General features: G+C 71.2%; 11 protein-coding genes and 1 pseudogene. 7 read left to right on the top strand and 5 right to left on the bottom strand.

Annotated elements, in window-relative coordinates; all coding sequences use genetic code 11:
* Positions 1-30: 30 nt before the first annotated feature.
* The 5 genes from ABZ865_RS08260 to ABZ865_RS08240 form a co-directional block, all read right to left on the bottom strand.
* Complete coding sequence (locus tag ABZ865_RS08260) at positions 31-2016, bottom strand: beta-galactosidase (protein WP_361225777.1); 1986 nt, start codon at positions 2014-2016, stop codon at positions 31-33.
* 26 nt (positions 2017-2042) lie between these two features.
* Positions 2043-3071: a LacI family DNA-binding transcriptional regulator gene (locus ABZ865_RS08255; protein ID WP_361225774.1), complete on the bottom strand. Its 1029-nt coding sequence runs from the start codon at positions 3069-3071 to the stop codon at positions 2043-2045.
* 96 nt (positions 3072-3167) lie between these two features.
* Positions 3168-4142, bottom strand: coding sequence for a carbohydrate ABC transporter permease (locus ABZ865_RS08250; protein ID WP_361225772.1), 975 nt, complete (start codon positions 4140-4142; stop codon positions 3168-3170).
* Positions 4139-5086 carry an ABC transporter permease subunit gene (locus ABZ865_RS08245; RefSeq protein WP_361225769.1) on the bottom strand — a complete coding sequence of 316 codons (948 nt, stop codon included), beginning with the start codon at positions 5084-5086 and terminating at the stop codon, positions 4139-4141. Before ABZ865_RS08245 ends, ABZ865_RS08250 begins: the two co-directional genes overlap by 4 nt.
* Positions 5083-6750: a Tat pathway signal sequence domain protein gene (locus ABZ865_RS08240; protein WP_361225767.1), complete on the bottom strand. Its 1668-nt coding sequence runs from the start codon at positions 6748-6750 to the stop codon at positions 5083-5085. Before ABZ865_RS08240 ends, ABZ865_RS08245 begins: the two co-directional genes overlap by 4 nt.
* 240 nt (positions 6751-6990) lie before the next feature.
* Between ABZ865_RS08240 and ABZ865_RS08235 the strand changes: the two genes are divergently transcribed.
* The 7 genes and pseudogenes from ABZ865_RS08235 to ABZ865_RS08205 all read left to right on the top strand — a co-directional run.
* Positions 6991-9828, top strand: a complete 2838-nt coding sequence (locus ABZ865_RS08235) for a glycoside hydrolase family 3 C-terminal domain-containing protein (protein ID WP_361227239.1) — start codon at positions 6991-6993, stop codon at positions 9826-9828.
* Between the two features lie 201 nt (positions 9829-10029).
* Positions 10030-11013: an acetylxylan esterase gene (locus ABZ865_RS08230; protein ID WP_361227236.1), complete on the top strand. Its 984-nt coding sequence runs from the start codon at positions 10030-10032 to the stop codon at positions 11011-11013.
* 41 nt (positions 11014-11054) lie between these two features.
* The gene (locus ABZ865_RS08225; protein ID WP_361225763.1) at positions 11055-12455 is read left to right on the top strand and encodes a GH1 family beta-glucosidase; all 1401 of its coding nucleotides are present in this window, start codon (positions 11055-11057) and stop codon (positions 12453-12455) included.
* The gene (gene yicI / locus ABZ865_RS08220) at positions 12452-14734 is read left to right on the top strand and encodes an alpha-xylosidase (protein ID WP_361225760.1); all 2283 of its coding nucleotides are present in this window, start codon (positions 12452-12454) and stop codon (positions 14732-14734) included. Before ABZ865_RS08225 ends, yicI begins: the two co-directional genes overlap by 4 nt.
* An 85-nt stretch (positions 14735-14819) precedes the next feature.
* Positions 14820-15809 (top strand): aminoglycoside phosphotransferase family protein, encoded by a 990-nt coding sequence (locus ABZ865_RS08215; protein ID WP_361225757.1) that lies wholly within the window; start codon positions 14820-14822, stop codon positions 15807-15809.
* A 109-nt stretch (positions 15810-15918) separates the two neighbouring features.
* On the top strand, positions 15919-17901 hold the full coding sequence (locus tag ABZ865_RS08210; protein ID WP_361225756.1) for a glycoside hydrolase family 31 protein: 1983 nt from the start codon (positions 15919-15921) through the stop codon (positions 17899-17901).
* A 44-nt stretch (positions 17902-17945) separates the two neighbouring features.
* Positions 17946-18038: pseudogene (locus ABZ865_RS08205) on the top strand (IS5/IS1182 family transposase); the annotation flags it as partial.
* Positions 18039-18133 lie beyond the last annotated feature (95 nt).

Here is an 18133-nt window from a genome sequence, read left to right as displayed (position 1 = left end):
CCTTCCTCGATGGGGAGACGCGGCGGGAGGTCAGTGCGCGCGCAGGACCGCGCAGCCGCCGGGCGCCAGCTCGCTCAGCGGCCCGTCCGTGAGCAGGTCATGGCCGGGCCGGGGCAGCGGTACGGCCTCGGCGCGGTGGTTGAGCAGCAGGTGCCAGCCGCGGCCGTCCGGGGCGTGCCGGGTGACGGCTTCGACGCCCGTCGGCAGGCCCGGAAGCTCCGGGGCGACCCTGGCCTCCGTGAGCAGTCGGCCGACCAGGGCGGCGTAGCCGGATTCGTCGAGGTGGGTGGAGAGGTACCAGCCGTGGCCGGAGCCGAAGTCGTGGCGGGTGAGTGCCGGGCTGCCGGCGAGCATGCCGTGGGTGTAGGCGGCGAGCGCCTCGGCGCCCTCGGTGCGTAGGGATTCGCTCCAGGAGGTGGCCGTCGAGCCGTCGGAGAGCGTGATCTGCTCGTCCTGGCGCAGCGGGCGGTACTCCTCGACCCGGATGCCGAGCGCCTCGCGCAGCGGGGCGGCCGGGTAGCCGCCGAGCCGGGAGTGCAGGCGCTCGTCGACCACGCCGCTGAAGTGCTGGACGAGCAAAGTGCCGCCGGCGGCGACGTAGCGGCGCAGGTTCTCGGCGCCCGCGTCGGTGAGCAGGAACAGGGCGGGGGCGAGGACCAGCCGGTAGCGGCTCAGGTCGTGCTCGGGGTGGGCGAAGTCGACCGTCCGGCCGGTGTCCCAGAGCGCCCGGTGGGCGCGGCGCAGCGCGGCGAGGTAGTCGAGCTCGGAAGACGGGAGCCCGTCGACGCGCATGGCCCACCAGGCGTCCGAGTCGTGCAGGACGGCGACCTCGGCCCGGACGGTGGAGCCGGCGAGTTCGCCGAGCCGGGCGACGGCCTCTCCGGCCGCCGTGACCTCGCGGAAGGTGCGGCTGTCCGGCCCGGCGTGCGGGACCATCGCCGAGTGCCACTGCTCGGCGCCGGCCCGGGACTGGCGCCACTGGAAGAACAGCGCGCCCTCCGAGCCGCGGGCGATGTGGGCGAGGGAGTGGCGCAGGATGTCCCCCGGCTCCTTGGCGAGGACGCGGCCGCCGGCGTAGACGGTGTTGGTGCCCTGTTCCATCAGCAGCCAGGGGGCGCCGCCGGCGACAGAGCGGGCCCGGTCGGCGTCGAAGGCGGCCTGGGCTGCGGCGTCGACGCCGGGTGCGGTGGGGTAGTGGTTGACGGAGACCACGTCGACCTCGCGGGCGAAGGCCCACAGGTCCAGGTTCTGGTAGCCGGGCAGCATGAGGTTGGTGGTGACGGGGCGGTCGCTGTGGGCGCGGATCGCGTCGCGCTGCTCGCGGTAGGCGGCGAGGGTCTCGTCGGACCAGAAGCGGCTGAAGTCCAGCGTCTGGCCGGGGTTGTGGTGCCACTGGCTGGCTCGGGGCGGGAGGATCTGCTCCCACGAGGTGTAGTTCTGGCTCCAGAAGGCGGTGCCCCAGGCCTCGTTGAGGGCGTCGAGGGAGCCGTGGCGGGCGCGCAGCCAGACCCGGAAGGCGGCGGCGGTGTGGTCGCACAGGCAGAGGGTCACGTACTCGTTGTGGACGTGCCACAGGGCGAGCGCCGGGTGGTCGCCGTAGCGTTCGGCGAGGGCGGCGGCGATGCGTCGGGCGGCCCGGCGGTAGGCGGGGGCGGTGAGGCAGTAGGTGTCCCGGCTGCCGTGGGTCAGGCGGGCGCCGTCGGGGCGGACCGGCAGGGCGTCCGGGTGGGCGAGGGTGAACCAGGGCGGCGGGGAGGCGGTGGGGGTGGCCAGGTCGACGGCGACGCCGGCCGCGTGGAGGCGGTCGAGGTGGGCGTCGAGCCAGGCGAAGCCGTACCGCCCCTCCTCGGGCTCCATCAGGGCCCAGGAGAACACGCCGACGGTGGCGAGGTTGACCCGGGCCCGGCGCATCAGCGTGTCGTCCTCCTTCCACACCTCCGCGTCCCACTGCTCGGGGTTGTAGTCCCCGCCGAAGGCGAGCCCGCCGAGGCGGTCGGTGAGCCGGCGGATGTCCATCGGGAACCGTCCTTCTGGTCGTGGTGTCACCTGCGGTGCGGCGCTGGGGCGGTGCTTTCGCGGACCACCAGCTCCGGTGGCATCAAAAGGAGTTGATCCTCCGGCTGGTCACCCGCGACGGTCGCGGCGATCCTCGCCATGACCTGGTCGACGGCGACCTGCCCGAGGTCCTTCTTGGGACTGGTCACCGAGGTGAGCCGGGGGGAGTGCTGCTCCGCCAGCGGGTCGGGGCAGATGGCGAGCACGGAGGCGTCCTCCGGCACGGTCCGTCCGCCGACGCGCAGCAGGCTGAGCAGCGGGCCGATCGCGGCCTCGTTCTGCACGACGAGCCCCGTGGTGTCCGGGCGGTCCGCGAAGATGCGGGCCAGGGTGCCCGCGGTGCTCTCGTACGTGCCCTCGCACGGCCGGTGGAGGACGCGCAGACCGCGCCGCTCGGCACGTTGGCGGAATCCGTTCAGGGTTCGCTCGGCGTAGCCGGCGTGGCGGCGGTAGACGCCGCTGCTGTAGCCGATGAAGGCGACGTCGCGGTGGCCGAGGTCGGCCAGGTGGTCGGCGCACAGGGCGCCCGCAGTGGCGAAGTCGTGGTCGACGCAGGAGAGTCCGGCGGGGTCGTCGGGCAGGCCGATGAGGGCGGCCGGGATCTCCTCGGCCTGCAGGACCGGGATCCGGTCGTCGTCCAGCCGGACGTCCATCAGGATGACCCCGTCGGCGAGTCCGGTGGCGGCGACCCGGCGGATGCCCTCGGGCCCTTCGTCGTTGGTGAGCAGCAGGACGTCGTAGCCGTGTTCGCGGGCGGCCACGGTGACGGCAATGGCGATCTCCATCATGGTGGGTACGTGCACTTCGGGGTGGAGCGGCACCACCAGGGCGATGACGTGGGAGCGCTTGCCCGCGAGAGCCCGGGCACCCGCGTTGGGGTGGTAGCCGAGGTCCGTGACGGCCTGCTCGATGCGGTTCCTGGTCTCGTCGGAGATCGGGCGCTTGCCGCTCAGTGCGTAGCTGACCGTGCTGGACGAGACGCCGGCGTGCCTGGCCACATCGGCGAGTGTCACCATCGTTCTGTTTCCTTCTGTCGGTTCTGGGGAGCGGTCCCTCTCACGCGGCTGGGGAGGGGCGCGCGGGACCGCTCCCGGTCTGCGGGAGCCCCGGGCTCAGCCCTTGATCGCGCCGGTGAGGACGCCGGTGCGCAGGTGCTTCTGCACGAACGGGTACACGATCAGCAGTGGCACCAGGGTGAGGACCACGACCGCCATCTGCAGCGACAGCGGCGCGGTCTGCGCGTGGGTCGTGCCGAAGCCGGAGTTGACGGAGCCCGGCAGTCCGTTGCCCCGGTTGACGTAGGTGAGCAACACGTATTGCAGCGGCCATTTCTGACTGTCCGTCGGCATATAGAGCATCACGTTGAAGAACGCGTTCCAGTAGCCCACGGCGTAGAACAGCGCGGTGACGGCGGTGACGGCGCGTGAGGTGGGCAGGACGACGGACCACAGGATCCGCCAGTCCCCTGCGCCGTCCATGCGGGCCGCGTCGATCAGTTCGGAGGAGGTCTCCTGGTAGAAGGCGCGCAGCACCAGGATGTTGAAGACGGAGACGGCGCTGGGCAGGATCAGCGCCCACCACTCGTCGTACCCGCCGAGTCCGGTGACGACCAGGAAGCTCGGGATCAGGCCGCCGCTGACGAACATCGTGGTGATCAGCAGCAGCAGGACGAAGCGGTGCCCGAGGGAGCGCGGCCGAGAGAGGCCGTAGGCGCACAGGATGGAGACGGCCATGGAGATCGCGGTGCCGACCACGGTGATGCCCAGGCTCACCATCAGTGCGGTGACGACCGTCGGGTCGCTGAGCATCTGGCGGTACGTCTCGGTGGTCAGGCCGTCCGGCCAGATCACCAGGCCGCCGGCCCGGTTGACGGCGCCGGGGGTGGAGAAGCTGGTCACCACAATGATCCAGAGCGGGACCAGAATGACGGCGAGCATTGCGCCGAGCGTGAGCCCCTTGGCGGTCTGGCCGACGGCGGTGGGCGGCTCCTCCCAGGGCGGGCGGGCGGAGCGGGCCCGGCGGCGGGCGGCTGCTGCTGCCGTGCGGCGCTGCTCGCGCCGCGAACCGATGGTGAGTGCGTTGGTCATCTGCGATACAGCCCGTCCTCGCCGAAGGCGTGCGCCAGCCGGTTGGCGCCCCAGATGAGCAGGAGGGAGACCACGCTCTTGAAGAGCCCGGCCGCCGCGCCGTAGCTGTAGCCGCCGGTGGCGATGCCGTAGTAGAAGGAGAAGGTGTCCAGGACGTCCGCGGCCTCGTGGCCGACGGCGTCACGCTGGATCAGGAACTGCTCGAAGCCCACCGACAGTGCGTTGCCCAGGCGCAGGACCAGCATCAGCACGATCACGCCGCGCAGGCCCGGCAGCGTGATGTGCCACATCCGCCGGAACCGGCCCGCGCCGTCCGCTGCCGCGGCCTCGTACAGCTCGCTGTTGATCGCGCTCAGCGCCGCGAGGAAGACGATGATCCCCCAGCCCGCCTCCTTCCAGATCACCTGGGAGGTGACCAGCAGCGCGAAGGTGTGCGGGTTGGTCATGATGTCCCAGGTCCCGATGTCGTGCTGGCGCAGGAACTGGTTGAGCACGCCGGCGCCGCCCAGCATCTGCTGGAAGATCGTGATCGCGAGCACCCACGAGAAGAAGTGCGGCAGGTAGACGACGGACTGGAAGATGTTGCGGATCCGCTCGCTCACCACGGAGTTGAGCAGCAGGGCCAGGGCGATCGGGACCGGGAAGAAGAGGACCAGCTGGACGAAGCTCAGATACAGCGTGTTCTTCATCGAGGCCCAGAACGTCGGGTCGCCGAACAGCTGCCGGAACTGGTCGAAGCCGACCCAGTCGCTGTGCCAGACCCCGACCAGCGGGTCGTACTCCTGGAAGGCAGTGAGGATGCCGAACAGCGGGACGTAGTTGAACACCAGGAGCAGGACGACCGCGGGCACCGTCATCAGCAGGAGCGACTTGTCGCGCCTCAGCCTGATCCGCCAGTTGAGCCGCGCGGGGCCGGCCGGGCGTTGCGGTGCTGCGGTGCTCACTGGCCGGTGCCGTACTTGTTGAGGACTTTGTCGGTCATCCACTGCTTGAGCCGCTCCCCGGGGCCGGACCGCCAGCCGGCGATGGCGTCCTGCACGTCGGAGACCTTCTTCTTGCCGTGGTAGCAGTCCTTGATGGTGTCCTCGACGGCCTGTGCGGCTGCGGCCGAGGCGATCGCCTGCGGCATGGTGAAGTTCATGCCCCAGAAGGCCGGCTTGGCGAGGTACTTGACGTTGGCGGCCTGCCAGGCCGCGTAGTCCTTGGTGACTATGTCGCCCCCCGGATTGCTGATCACGGAGGCGGGAGCGGCCAGGAACGGGTAGGTCGTCGCCTGGACATCCTTCTTGCCCTCGTCCGTGAAGGTCGGCACGCCGTTGACGCGCTTGTGGTGCACGCCCTCGACACCGAAGTTGGCCAGGGTGTACTCGGCCGTGCCGTAGGGAGCGGCGAGGTAGTTCGCGACGGAGAGCAGTTCCTCGATCTGAGCGGGCTTCAGATCGGCGTTGAGGTAGCTGATCATGCTGGCGGCGGTGCCCATCCAGATCACGGGCGCGCCCTTGCCGTCGCCGGTGATGGCGTGGAAGGCGCCGCGCCGGTAGTTCGGGTCCGCGGCGACGCCGGACTGGTGGTCGGCCAGATTCCAGGCGCCTCCTCCGCCACCCCCGATGAGTACCTTTCCGCTGTAGAAGCGGGTAGCTCCGTTGGCGACGTCACCGGCGAGGGCGTCCGGGTGTATGTAGCCGGAGGTGGCCAGGCGGTGGTGCCAGTCGAGGGCCTCCAGGAACTCCTGGGTCTCATACTTGTGGACCAGCTTGCCGTTGTCGACCTTCCAATTCTGGGGAGCGCCCCAGGCCGTGAAGAGGTAGGTCCACACGTCGTCGAAGGCCCACACGCCCCTCTTGGTGTCGGTCAGCTCCTTGCCGAGGTTCATCAGGTCGTCGGCGGACTTCACCTGGTCGGCCGTGATGCCCCGGGCATCGAGGACGTCCCGCCGGTAGAAGATGGCGCCGGGGATGCAGAAGCTGGTGGAGAAGCAGGGGATCCCGTAGAGCTTGTCGCCCCAGACCCCCATCTGCCAGGCGACGGAGGGGATGGCGGCCAGGTTGGGGTACTTCTTGACCTTGTCGCCTGACAGGTAAGGGGTCAGGTCCGCGAGCTGGGTGCCGACCAGCTCGCCGGTGTTGAAGTTGTTGTTCCACCAGGACGGCAGGTTGATCCAGTCCGGCAGCTTCTTGGCGGCGGTCATCGTCGGAACGATGGTGTCGTAGTGGGTGCCGTCGGCCGGCTTGATCGTGAGGTTGACACCCAGGGCCTTGTGCATGGCCTGGTAGAAGGAGTTGCCGGCCGGCGGGACGGTGCCCCACAGCGGCGTCACGGCCGAGTAGCTGCCGCCCTTGCCCGGAATACCGGAGACGCTGGCGACCGGGGAGGCCGGGTAGGAGAGGAAGCCGGGGTCCGTCGCCGTGCCGGCGCCGCCTGCGACGGAGGGGATGTCCGGCTTGATGACGGTGCTGGGCACGTAGGCGGGCAGGGCCGCCTTGAGGCCCTGCGCGGTGTTCGCACCGGTCTTGTGTTGCGTGCTGCCGCCGCAGGCGGACAGCAGGGGCGCCATCGCGGCGGCTCCCGCGACCGTGGCGGCGGTACTCAGGAAGCTCCTGCGGTTCAAGCCGGATCTCATGGTGGCGTGGCCCCTCTCCGTCGAAGCGCGGTCGAAGCGTCGAAGCGCTTGAATATTTCGGGGACACTAACGACGCGTTACTCGGTTCGGCAAGAGGCTGAACAAATACAAAATCCATGTGACTTGGGGAGTTGACACTCACATCGGAGCGTGCCAGCGTCGAAGCGCTTCGATCAGGACCATCGAGCCCAGTCCGCCCGAGGGGTGTTCCACGTGAGTTCCGTGCCCATGTCCGCAGCCGGCCTGCCCGACTTCCGCAATCCCGCGCTGCCACTGCGCAAGCGCGTCGACGACCTGCTCGAACGGCTGACGCTCGACGAGCGGATCGCGATGCTGCACCAGTACGCGCCTGCCGTCCCGCGCCTCGGCGTCGCCGCGTTCCGCACCGGCAGCGAGGCCCTGCACGGGGTGTCCTGGCTGGGTGAGGCGACGGTCTTCCCACAGGCCGTCGGACTCGGCGCCAGCTGGGACGAGGACCTGGTGCGCGAGGTCGCCGAGGCGGTCTCGACCGAGCTGCGGGCCTTCCACTACCACCGCCCGCCGGCGGTCAGCAGCCCGGAGCACGGAGCCAACTCGCTGCAGGCCTGGGCCCCCGTGCTCAACCTGCTGCGCGACCCGCGCTGGGGGCGCAACGAGGAGGGCTACTCCGAGGATCCGGTGCACACCGCGCGGGTCGGCGAGGCGTTCTGCAACGGGCTCTCCGGCGATCACCCGACTTACCTGCGCTCTGCCCCGGTGCTCAAGCACTTCCTCGCCTACAACAACGAGGACGACCGCTGCACCACCTCCTCCGGGCTGCGCCCGCGCGTGCTCCAGGAGTACGACCTGGCCGCCTTCCGGCCCGTCGTCGCCTCCGGCGCCGCGACCGGTGCGATGGCCGCCTACAACCTGGTCAACGGCCGTCCCTGCCACGTCAGTCCGCTCATCGAGGCGGAACTGCGCCGCTGGGCCGAGCCGACCGGCCACGAGCTGTTCGTGGTCAGCGACGCCGAGGCCCCCTCCAACCTGGTCGACCCGGAGCACTACTTCGACGACCACGCCGAGTCCCACGCGGCCGCGCTCAAGGCCGGCATCGACAGCTTCACCGACCACGGTGAGGACAGCGGGACCCCGGTCGGCCGGCTGCGCGAGGCGCTCGAGCGCGGGCTGATCAACGACGCCGACGTGGATCGCGCCGTTCGCCGCCAGCTTGAACTACGCTTCCGCCTGGGCGAGTTCGACCCCGAACTGGACCCGTATGCGGACACCGGCCCCGAGGTGATCGACAGCCCCGAGCACCGCGCCCTGGCCCGCAGGGCCGCGACCGAGTCGACGGTGCTGCTCAAGAACGACGGTCTGCTGCCGCTGGATCCGGCCCGCACACCGCGGATCGCCGTCATCGGCCCGCTTGCCGACACCCTCTTCGAGGACTGGTACAGCGGCACCATGCCGTACCGGGTGACTGTCGCCAGCGGCCTCGCCGCGGCTCTCGCCGCCCACGGCGGCGAGATCGTCCCGGTGGAGGGCTCCGACCGGATCGCCCTGCGCTCGCGCAGCACGGGCGAACTGCTCGGCAAAACCGCCTTCGACCTGACCGACTGGGGTGGCGCCGTCACGCTGCGCGCCGCCGACACCGGCCGCTACCTGAGCCTTCAGGACGACGACGCCCTGGCCGTCGATCAGGACACCATCAAGAGCTGGTTCGTCAAGGAGACCTTCCGGCTCGAACCGGCCGGCCCCGACACCGTGCTGCTGCGCTCCGTGTTCACCGGACGCTACGCCGCCGTGGACCCGACCGGCGGCCGGGTCACCCTCACCGCCGAGACCGCGGAGGAGGCCGAACACTGGCAGCGCGAGTTGGTGCGCGACGGCATCGCCGAGGCGCGGGCGGCCGCCGAAACGGCGGATGTCGCCGTGGTCGTCCTCGGCAACCACCCGATGATCAACGGCCGCGAGACCGAGGACCGCGCGGACATCGACCTGCCTGAGGGGCAGGAGGAACTGCTGCGCGCCGTCGCGGCCGTCCGCCCGGACACCGCCCTGGTCGTGATGAGCAGCTACCCCTACGCCCTCGACTGGGCCGACGAACACCTGCCCGCCGTGGTGTGGACCTCCCACGGCGGGCAGGAGACCGGCAACGCGCTGGCCGCCGTGCTGCTCGGCGAGGCCGAGCCCGCCGGCCGCCTGCCGCAGACCTGGTACCGGGGCGACGACCCGCTGCCCGCACCGCTCGACTACGACATCATCAAGGCCGGTTGGACCTACCAGTACCACCGCTCCGTACCCCTCTACCCCTTCGGCCACGGGCTGTCCTACACCGACTTCGCCCACCGCGACCTGCGCCTGTCGCACCCGTCGATCGGCCAGGACGGCTCGGTCGAGGCCACCGTGACCCTGGAGAACGGCGGAGCGCGGCCCGGCAGCGAGGTGGTCCAGGTCTACGTCCGCGCCCTGGAGGCCCGTTACGAAGCACCCCGGCTGCGCCTGGCCGACTTCCGCAAGGTCCGGCTGGAGCCGGGGGAGAGCCGCGAGCTGACCTTCCGGCTGTCGACCGAGCAGCTCGCCCACTGGTCCGTCGCCACCGGGGACTTCGCCGTCGACCCCGGCCGCTACGAGGTGATCGTCGCCCGCAGCGCCGACCACCCCGTGCTCATCGCGCCGCTCACCGTGACCGGGACGCCCGCCGCACCCCGGCCGGGCTTCGAACACCGGATCCTGGCCGTCGAGTTCGACGACTACGAGGACGCCACCATCGTCGATGCCACCCGCTCCGACGGCGACGCCGTCACGCCCACCGATCCCGCACAGCCCGCGAGACTCCTCTTCCGCGAGGTCGACCTCTCCGGCGCCCGCGCGATCGAGGTCGAGACCGCCCGCGAGGGCGCCGACACGGGCGGGGCGCGGCTCGACATCCGCTGCGGCGGCCGGGTGCTGGCCGCGATCGAGGTGCCCGTGACCGGCGACCGCTACGCCTGGACCAGCACCACCGCCGAGCTCGCCGCCCCGCTCCACGGCGTGCACGACCTGAGCCTGACCCTGCACGGCGACTTCCGGCTGACCGCCTTCCGCTTCGGTGGGGCCGGCTGAGGCCTCCCACCCCCCCAGACCGGTGGTCCGCCTATGAGGGGGCGGACCGCCCTCCCACCCCTGCCCGGCCTGCGCGCCGGAAGACCCGCCCGCTGCCGCATCCGTTCCGACCCCGTACCCCGCCGCCCGGAGGCGGCACCCATGTCGCTGCTGACGCCCCACCACCTCACCTCGTCCTCGCAACATCCGGAGGAATCCCCCATGCCGCTCACCGACTTCGGACTCGACGAACTCGCCGGCTATCAGCCCGAGTCGACCATTCCGCAGGATTTCGACGAGTTCTGGCGGCGCACCCTCGCCGAGGCCCGCTCGCACGGTGGGGTGGTCAAGGCCGAACTCGTCACTGCGCAGTACGGACTGCGCACCGTCGAGGTCGATGACGTACGGTTCCCCGGCTGGAACGGCGAGCCGGTGGCCGCCTGGCTGCTGCGCCCGCGCGGCGTGGAGGGCCCGCTGCCGGTCGTCGTCACGTACATGGGCTACTGCGGCGGCCGCGGGCTACCAACCGAACACCTGTTCTGGTCTGCCGTCGGCTACGCCCAGCTCGTCGTGGACAGCCGGGGACAGGGCCACGACACCCCGGACCAGACCATGGGCGACGGCACCCAGTGGGTCGAGGGCTTCATGACCCGCGGCATCGACTCCCCGGAGAACTACTACTACCGGCGGCTGATGACCGACTGTGTGCGCGCCGTGGACGCCGTCGCAGAGCTGCCCGGTCTCGACGCCAACCGGATCGTGGTGGCCGGCGGCAGCCAGGGCGGCGGCCTGGCCCTTGCCGTCGCCGGGCTCACCGGGGACCGGGTGGCCGCGGTGATGCCGGACGTCCCGTTCCTGTGCCACTACCTCCAGGGCGCGCAGACATCCCTGGACGGGCCGTACCAGGAGCTCGTCAAGTATCTGCGCTGGCACAGTCGGCACCGCTTGCAGCCGACCTTCGCCACCCTCGACTACTTCGACGGCGTCCACTTCGCCCAGCGGGCCACCGCACCTGCCCTGTTCAGCGTCGGCCTGATGGACCCGATCTGCCCGCCCCGGACGGTCTACGCGGCCTTCAACCACTACGCGGGCGAGGACCGCACCATGACGGTCTGGCCCTTCGCCGACCACGCCGGCGGCTGCGGCTCCAACCCGCCCGTCCAGCTGTCCTGGCTGCGTGACCGCGGGCTGGCACCGGAGCTGTGACCGCCGTTCCCGATCACCGAGAGAACAGTGAGGTGCGCCGCATGAGTAGGTTGGCCTTCCCAGAACTGCCACCCGGCTTCCGGTTCGGCGCCGCCACCGCCGCGTACCAGATCGAGGGCGCCCACGACGAGGACGGCCGCGGCCCGTCCATCTGGGACACCTACAGCCACACCCCGGGCCGTACCCTCGGCGGCGCCACCGGCGACACCGCCTGCGACCACTACCACCGCTACCCCGAGGACCTCGCCCTGCTCCGCGAACTCGGCGTCGACGGCTACCGCTTCTCGATCTCCTGGCCCCGCCTGCTGCCCCAGGGCACCGGTGCGGTCAATCGGAAGGGCCTGGACTTCTACGACCGGCTGATCGACGAACTGCTTGCCGCCGGGATCGCGCCCGCCGCCACCCTCTACCACTGGGACCTGCCCCAGGCCCTGGAAGACCGCGGCGGCTGGCGCGTCCGGGAGACCACCGGGGCTTTCACGGAGTTCGCGGCCCTTGCCGCCGAGCGCTACGGCGACCGGGTGGAGCGCTGGATCACGCTCAACGAGCCGTTCTGCTCCGCTTTCGTCGGCTACGCCGAGGGCCGGCACGCGCCCGGCGCCCGGGAGGGCCGCGGGGCCCTGGCGGCCGCCCACCACCTGCTGGTCGCCCATGGCCTGGCCGTGCGGGAGCTGCGCGCCGCCGGCGCCCGTGAGGTGGGCATCACGCTCAACCTCGACCGGCTGCACGCCGCCTCCGACCACCCCGAGGACCTCGCCGCCCTGCGCCGGGCCGAAGTGCTGCACAACGAGGTCTGGACGGAGCCGCTGTTCGCCGGGCGCTACCCCGAGCACGAGGCCGAGACCTGGGAGGGACTGGCCGACGGCGCCTGGCGTCGGCCGGGGGATCGGCAACTGATCGGCGCACCAATGGACTTCGTCGGCATCAACTTCTACCGGCCGATCACCGTCGAGGCCGCCCCCCACCGCGAGGACGACCCCGAACTGCGCACCGCCATGGACATCGGCGTCGCCGAGCAGAACCCGTACGGCACCCGGCTCACCACCATGGGCTGGCCCGTCGTCCCGTCCGCGCTCACCGAACTGCTCTGCGGACTCCACGCCCGCTACCCGCAGCTCCCGCCGGTCTGGATAACCGAGAACGGCTCCGCCGAGGACGACACCGTCGCCCCCGACGGCCAGGTGCACGACGAGGAACGGATCGACTACCTGGCCGGTCACCTCACCGCCGTCGCCGACGCCATCGCGGCCGGCGTCGACGTGCGCGGCTACTACGTCTGGTCCCTGCTGGACAACTTCGAGTGGGCCCGCGGCTACGAGCAACGCTTCGGCCTGGTCCGCGTCGACTACGACACCCTGACCCGAATCCCCAAGGACAGTTACGACTGGTACCGGGGCCTGATCACCGCGCACCGCGCGCGGACGGAGGAACCTGCCCGATGAAGTTCACCGACGGCTACTGGCTGATGCGCCCGGGCGTCACCGCGCGCTACGCCACTGAGGTCGCCGACGTCCGCACCGGCGAGGACCGGATGACCCTCTACGCGCCCGTCAAGCACGTGCGCGGCCGAGGTGACACGCTCAACAGCCCGCTGCTGACGGTCGAGTGCTGGTCGCCGGCCGAGGGCGTGATCGGGGTGCGCACCACGCACCACGCCGGATCGGTGCGCCGAGGGCCGGAGTTCGCGCTGCTCGGTGCGGAGCCGGGGGCCGGAAAGGTGCACCGCGAGGGCGAGGTGGTGCAGCTCAGCTCCGGAGAACTGACGCTGCGGGTCGACACCTCCCAGCGGTGGCGGCTGGAGTTCACCGCCGGGGGCCGGGTGCTGACCTCCGTGGGTGAGCGCGGCACCGGCTTCGTCACCGACGCCGACGGCCGTCACCACATGCTCGGCCAGCTCTCCCTGGGAGTAGGCGAGTTGGTGTACGGGCTGGGGGAGCGGTTCACCCCGTTCGTCAGGAACGGGCAGACGGTGGACATCTGGCAGGCGGACGGCGGCACCAGCAGCGAACAGGCATACAAGAACGTCCCGTTCCACCTGACGAACCGGGGCTACGGCGTCTTCGTCAACCACCCGGGCAAGGTCAGCTACGAGGTCGGCTCGGAGTCGGTCGGGCAGGTGCAGTTCAGTGCCGAGGACCAGTCGCTGGAGTACTTCATCGTCCACGGCCCGACCCCGAAGCAGATCCTGGCCCGCTACACCGCGCTCACCGGCCGCCCCGCACTGCCCCCGGCCTGGGCGCTGGGCCTGTGGCTGACCACCTCCTTCACCACCGACTACGACGAGGCCACCGTCAACCGCTTCGTCGACGGCGTGGCCGAGCGCGGCATCCCGCTGAGCGTCTTCCACCTCGACTGCTTCTGGATGCGCGAGTACCAGTGGTGCGACTTCGACTGGGACTCCGACACCTTCCCCGACCCGGCGGGCATGCTGGCCCGGCTCAAGGAGCAGGGCCTGCGGATCTCCGCCTGGATCAACCCCTACATCGCGCAGAAGTCCGCGCTGTTCGAGGAGGGCATGCGCGAGGGTTACCTGGTGCGCCGACCGGACGGCACCGTCTGGCAGTGGGACCTGTGGCAGCCCGGCATGGCACTGGTGGACTTCACCAACCCGGCCGCCCGCGCCTGGTACACCGGCAAGCTGCGCACACTCCTCGCGCAGGGCGTGGACTGCTTCAAGACCGACTTCGGCGAGCGCATCCCCACCGACGTCGTCTGGCACGACGGCTCCGACCCGGAGTTGATGCACAACTACTACACCCACCTGTACAACCGGGCCGTCTTCGAGCTGCTGCGCGCCGAGCGCGGCGAGGGCGAGGCGCTGCTCTTCGCCCGCTCCGCCACCGCCGGCGGCCAGCAGTACCCGGTGCACTGGGGCGGCGACTGCGAATCGCACTTCAACGCCATGGCCGAGTCACTGCGCGGCGGGCTCTCCCTCGGTCTGTCCGGGTTCGGCTTCTGGAGCCACGACATCGGCGGCTTCGAGGGTACCCCCACCTCCACCGTCTTCAAGCGCTGGACGCAATTCGGCCTGCTCTCCTCGCACAGCCGCCTGCACGGCAGCAAGTCCTACCGCGTGCCGTGGGACTACGGAGAGGAGGCCGTCGAGGTCACCCGCGAGTTCACCCTCCTCAAGCACCGCCTCGCCCCCTACCTGCAGCGCGCCGCCCAGCAGGCGCACAGCACCGGCGTCCCGATGATGCGCGCTATGGTGCTGGAGTTCCCCGAGGACCCCGCCGCCGCCACGCTCGACCGGCAGTACCTCCTCGGCGACGACCTGCTCGTCGCCCCCGTCTTCACCGACGACGGCACGGTCGAGTACTACGTGCCCGAGGGGACGTGGACCAACTTCCTGACGGGAAAACAAATCACCGGTCCGCGCTGGGTGCGCGAACAGCACGGCTTCCACACCCTGCCGCTGCTCGCCCGCCCCGACTCCGTCATTCCCCTCGCCGCCGACGACCAACACCCGGTCTCCGCCTGGGCCGAGGGCGTGGAACTGCGGGTCCACGCCTTCGCCGACGGCGCCGAGCGCACCGTGGTGATCCCGCGCAGCGACGGCCCCGGCCGGACCGCCGTCTTCCACCTGCGCCGCGAGGGTGGCCTGCTGCGGGTGACCACCGACAGCCCGCACCCCTGGCAGCTGCGCATCGGCGGCCCGGACGGCGTCCTGCACGTCTGCCCGCCCGGCACCGCGGAGGCCGAGCTGCCCTACCCGAACTGAGGCCGGCCCCCGGACGCGAGGCCCCGCACGCCCCCGCAAGGGCGTGCGGGGACTTGCCCCTCCAACCTGGCACCCGGAGGTACCCGTGCAGAGCCGCACCAAACGTCACCTCACGCCCGCCGCGCTCGACGCCCTGCTGCGCACCTCCGTCGGCATCGGGTGCCGTCTGGAGCACGAGCTGACCGACGGCTGGTTCAACAGCGCCTACCGCGTGCTGCTGGATGACGGCAGGCCGGCCGTCGTCAAACTTGCGCCACCGGCCGACGCACCGGTACTGCGGTACGAGCGGGGCATCCTCGGGACGGAGACGATGGTCTACCGGCGGCTCGCAGCCCTGCCGGGAGGCACAGTTCCGGTGCCCGAACTGCTCCACGCGGAAGAGGAGTTCATCGTCCTGTCGCTCCTGGAGGGAACTCCGTGGGACAAGGCGGGCGAGCAGCTCTCCGCCGACGCGGGGCCCCTGCTCCGCCGGGAACTGGGCGCGATCACCGCCCGACTGCACACCCTGGCCCCGGCCGACGGCCGCTTCGGCTACCCGGCCGCTGAGTCCGGCCTGTCCGCCGCCGACTGGTGTACGGCCTTCAGCGCCATGATCGAGGCCCTGCTCGACGACGCCGACCACTGGCGCTCTCCCCTGGCCGTACTGCCTTCGGACATCCGCACGCTGGTGTCCGAAGGCGGGTACGCCCTGGACGAGGTCACGGAGCCCCGGTTGGTCCACTTCGACCTCTGGCCGGGCAACATCTTCATCCGACCGGGTGACGCAGGGCAGGCCGGGATCACCGGACTCATCGACCACGAGCGGGCCTTCTGGGGCGACCCGGCAGCCGAGCTGGTCTCCCTCGCCTTCGGCGGTGGCACCGGCCCGGACAGCGACCTCGCCGCCGGTTACACCACAGCAGGCGGCAGCCTGGACTTCGGCCCCGCCCTCCGGCACCGCGTGGCGCTCTACCAGCTCTACCTGGGCCTGCTGCTGGTCGTGGAGTGCGCCCCGCGCGGCTACGGGGAGGACCACCTTGCGTTCTGCCGCCGGATGCTCGCCGACTCCATCGCCCGACTCCGGGCGCTGGGATAGACCGTATTGGATCCAGGCCGTTGCTCCTGCTGCGGAAAGCACATAACGACGCCGGTGATCGGCGACCGGCTGTACTCACCCGCAACTCGAGAAGAACAGGGGAATCACCTTGCCCTACATCGTCCGCGCCGGCGGTCTGGAACGGCACACCGCCGCAGAGATTCTCCGCATCGAGCCCTGGGGACCGGACGCCGTTCGGGTGCGAGCCTCGTCCGGGACCGTCGACCCCGCAGCCCCCGGTGCGCTGGAGAGCCCCTCGCCCGCCCCGCACGCCGCACTGTCCGTATCGGACGACGGCTGCGCCCGCCTGGTCAACGGCCGCCTTGTGGTCGAGGCCTCGGCGGACGGCCGGCTGAGGTTCAGCCACGCCGTCTCGGGCCGCGAACTCCTCGCCGACAAGGGCCCGTACGGGCCACCCGGCGGCCCTCGCGTCCACGCGGCGGGCGGCCGGACGGAACAGCACTTCGAGGCGTACGACGGTGAACGGCTGCACGGCCTGGGGCAGAACCCCAACGGGCGCCTGGACCAGAAGGGTTGCGTGATCGACCTCGTCCAGAGCAACACCGTGGCGGCCGTCCCCTTCCTGCACTCCTCGCGCGGCTACGGAGTGCTGTGGAACAACCCCGCCACCGGCCGGGTCGAACTGGGCGCCGACACCACCCGGTGGACCGCCGACGCCGGCGGGCGCATCGACTACTGGATCACCGCCGGCGACACCCCGGCCGAGATCCTGGACTCCTACACCCGGGCCACCGGACGCCCGCCCCTCCTGCCCGAGTGGGCGTCCGGTTTCTGGCAGTCGAAGCTGCGCTACCGCACCCGGGACGAACTCCTGGCGGTGGCACGGCAGTACAAGGAGCGTGGACTGCCGCTGTCCGTCATCGTCTGCGACTTCTTCCACTGGCCGAGGATGGGCGACTGGCGTTTCGAGGAGAGCGAGTGGCCCGACCCCGCCGCCATGGTCAAGGAGCTGACGGACCTCGGGGTGAAACTCGCCGTCTCGGTGTGGCCCACCGTCGAGCCCGGCAGCGACTCGCACGACGAACTGCGCTCGGCCGGCCACCTCGTACGGGACGCGCACGGCGGCCTGCTCACCTTCCCGTGGCCGTCCCGGTACAGCGGAGATGCGCTGATCAGCCCGATGGCGTACTACGACGCCACCCACCCCGGAGCACGCGCCGCACTGTGGCAGCGGCTGAACGACAACTACCGTTCGCTGGGCGTGGCGTGCTTCTGGCTGGACGCCTGCGAGCCCGACCTGCCCCGGGACCTCGCCGACCGCGCCGTCTACGCGGCCGGGCCGGCCGCCGAGGTCGCGAACCTCTACCCCGTGCTGCACGCCCGCGCAGTGGCCGACGGCCTGCGCGCGGCGGGCGAGGACCGGCCGCTGTCGCTGGTCCGCTCCGCCTGGGCGGGCAGCCAGGCTCACGGGGCCTTGCTGTGGTCCGGCGACATCCCCACCACCTTCGACTCCCTCGGGCGCCAGATCAGGGCCGGCCTGAACGTCGCCATGAGCGGCATCCCCTGGTGGAACACCGACATCGGCGGCTTCTTCGGCGGCGACCCGGACGACCCGGCGTACCGCGAGCTGCTGATCCGGTGGTTCCAGTACGGTACCTTCTGCCCCGTCATGCGGCTGCACGGGGACCGCAACCCCAATCACCCCACCTTCTCGGCGGACATGACCGGTGGGCCGAACGAGGTCTGGTCGTACGGGGAGGAGGCGTACAGCATCCTCCGCGACCACCTGGGGCTGCGTGAGCGCCTGCGCCCGTACCTGAGGACGCTCTCCGAGGACGCCCACCGCACCGGGGCCCCGCCGATGCGCCCGCTCTTCTTCGACTTCCCCAAGGACGAGCACGCCTGGGACGTGAACGACCAGTTCCTGCTCGGCCCCGACGTGCTGGTGGCACCCGTGTACGAGACGGGTGCCCGGGCCCGCCGGGTGTACCTGCCGTCCGGCGCCCGCTGGCTCGACCCGGCCACCGGACGCGTGCTGGAGGGCGGAACGTTGCTCGACGCCGAAGCCCCACTGGAACGCATCCCGGTCTTCGTACGGGAAGGGGCAGACGTCGCAGCCCAGCTCGGCTGACTTGCCCCAAGTCTTTTCCAACCCACCTACACGCCGGGGCGGTTGCCGGCCCAGCCGTCCGCGTTCCCTGCCGCGGCCGCTGGGACAAGCTCTCGGCAGGCCAGCGGGCAGCAAACCGTGCTCACGCGAAGATCCGCGCGGTCGGCGCCTTGACGAACCCCAGCCGCGCGTCGGCTGGGGTTCCTCGCTTTGCCGGCGGATGAGCCGGGGCACGAGGGCTGTTCCAGTGACC

It is taken from the genome of Streptomyces sp. NPDC047085, from assembly GCF_040643735.1.
In the GTDB taxonomy this organism is placed as follows: Bacteria; Actinomycetota; Actinomycetes; order Streptomycetales; family Streptomycetaceae; genus Streptomyces.
The sequence above is the reverse complement of the archived record's forward strand: the minus strand, read 5'-3'. Positions and strand labels throughout refer to the sequence as shown.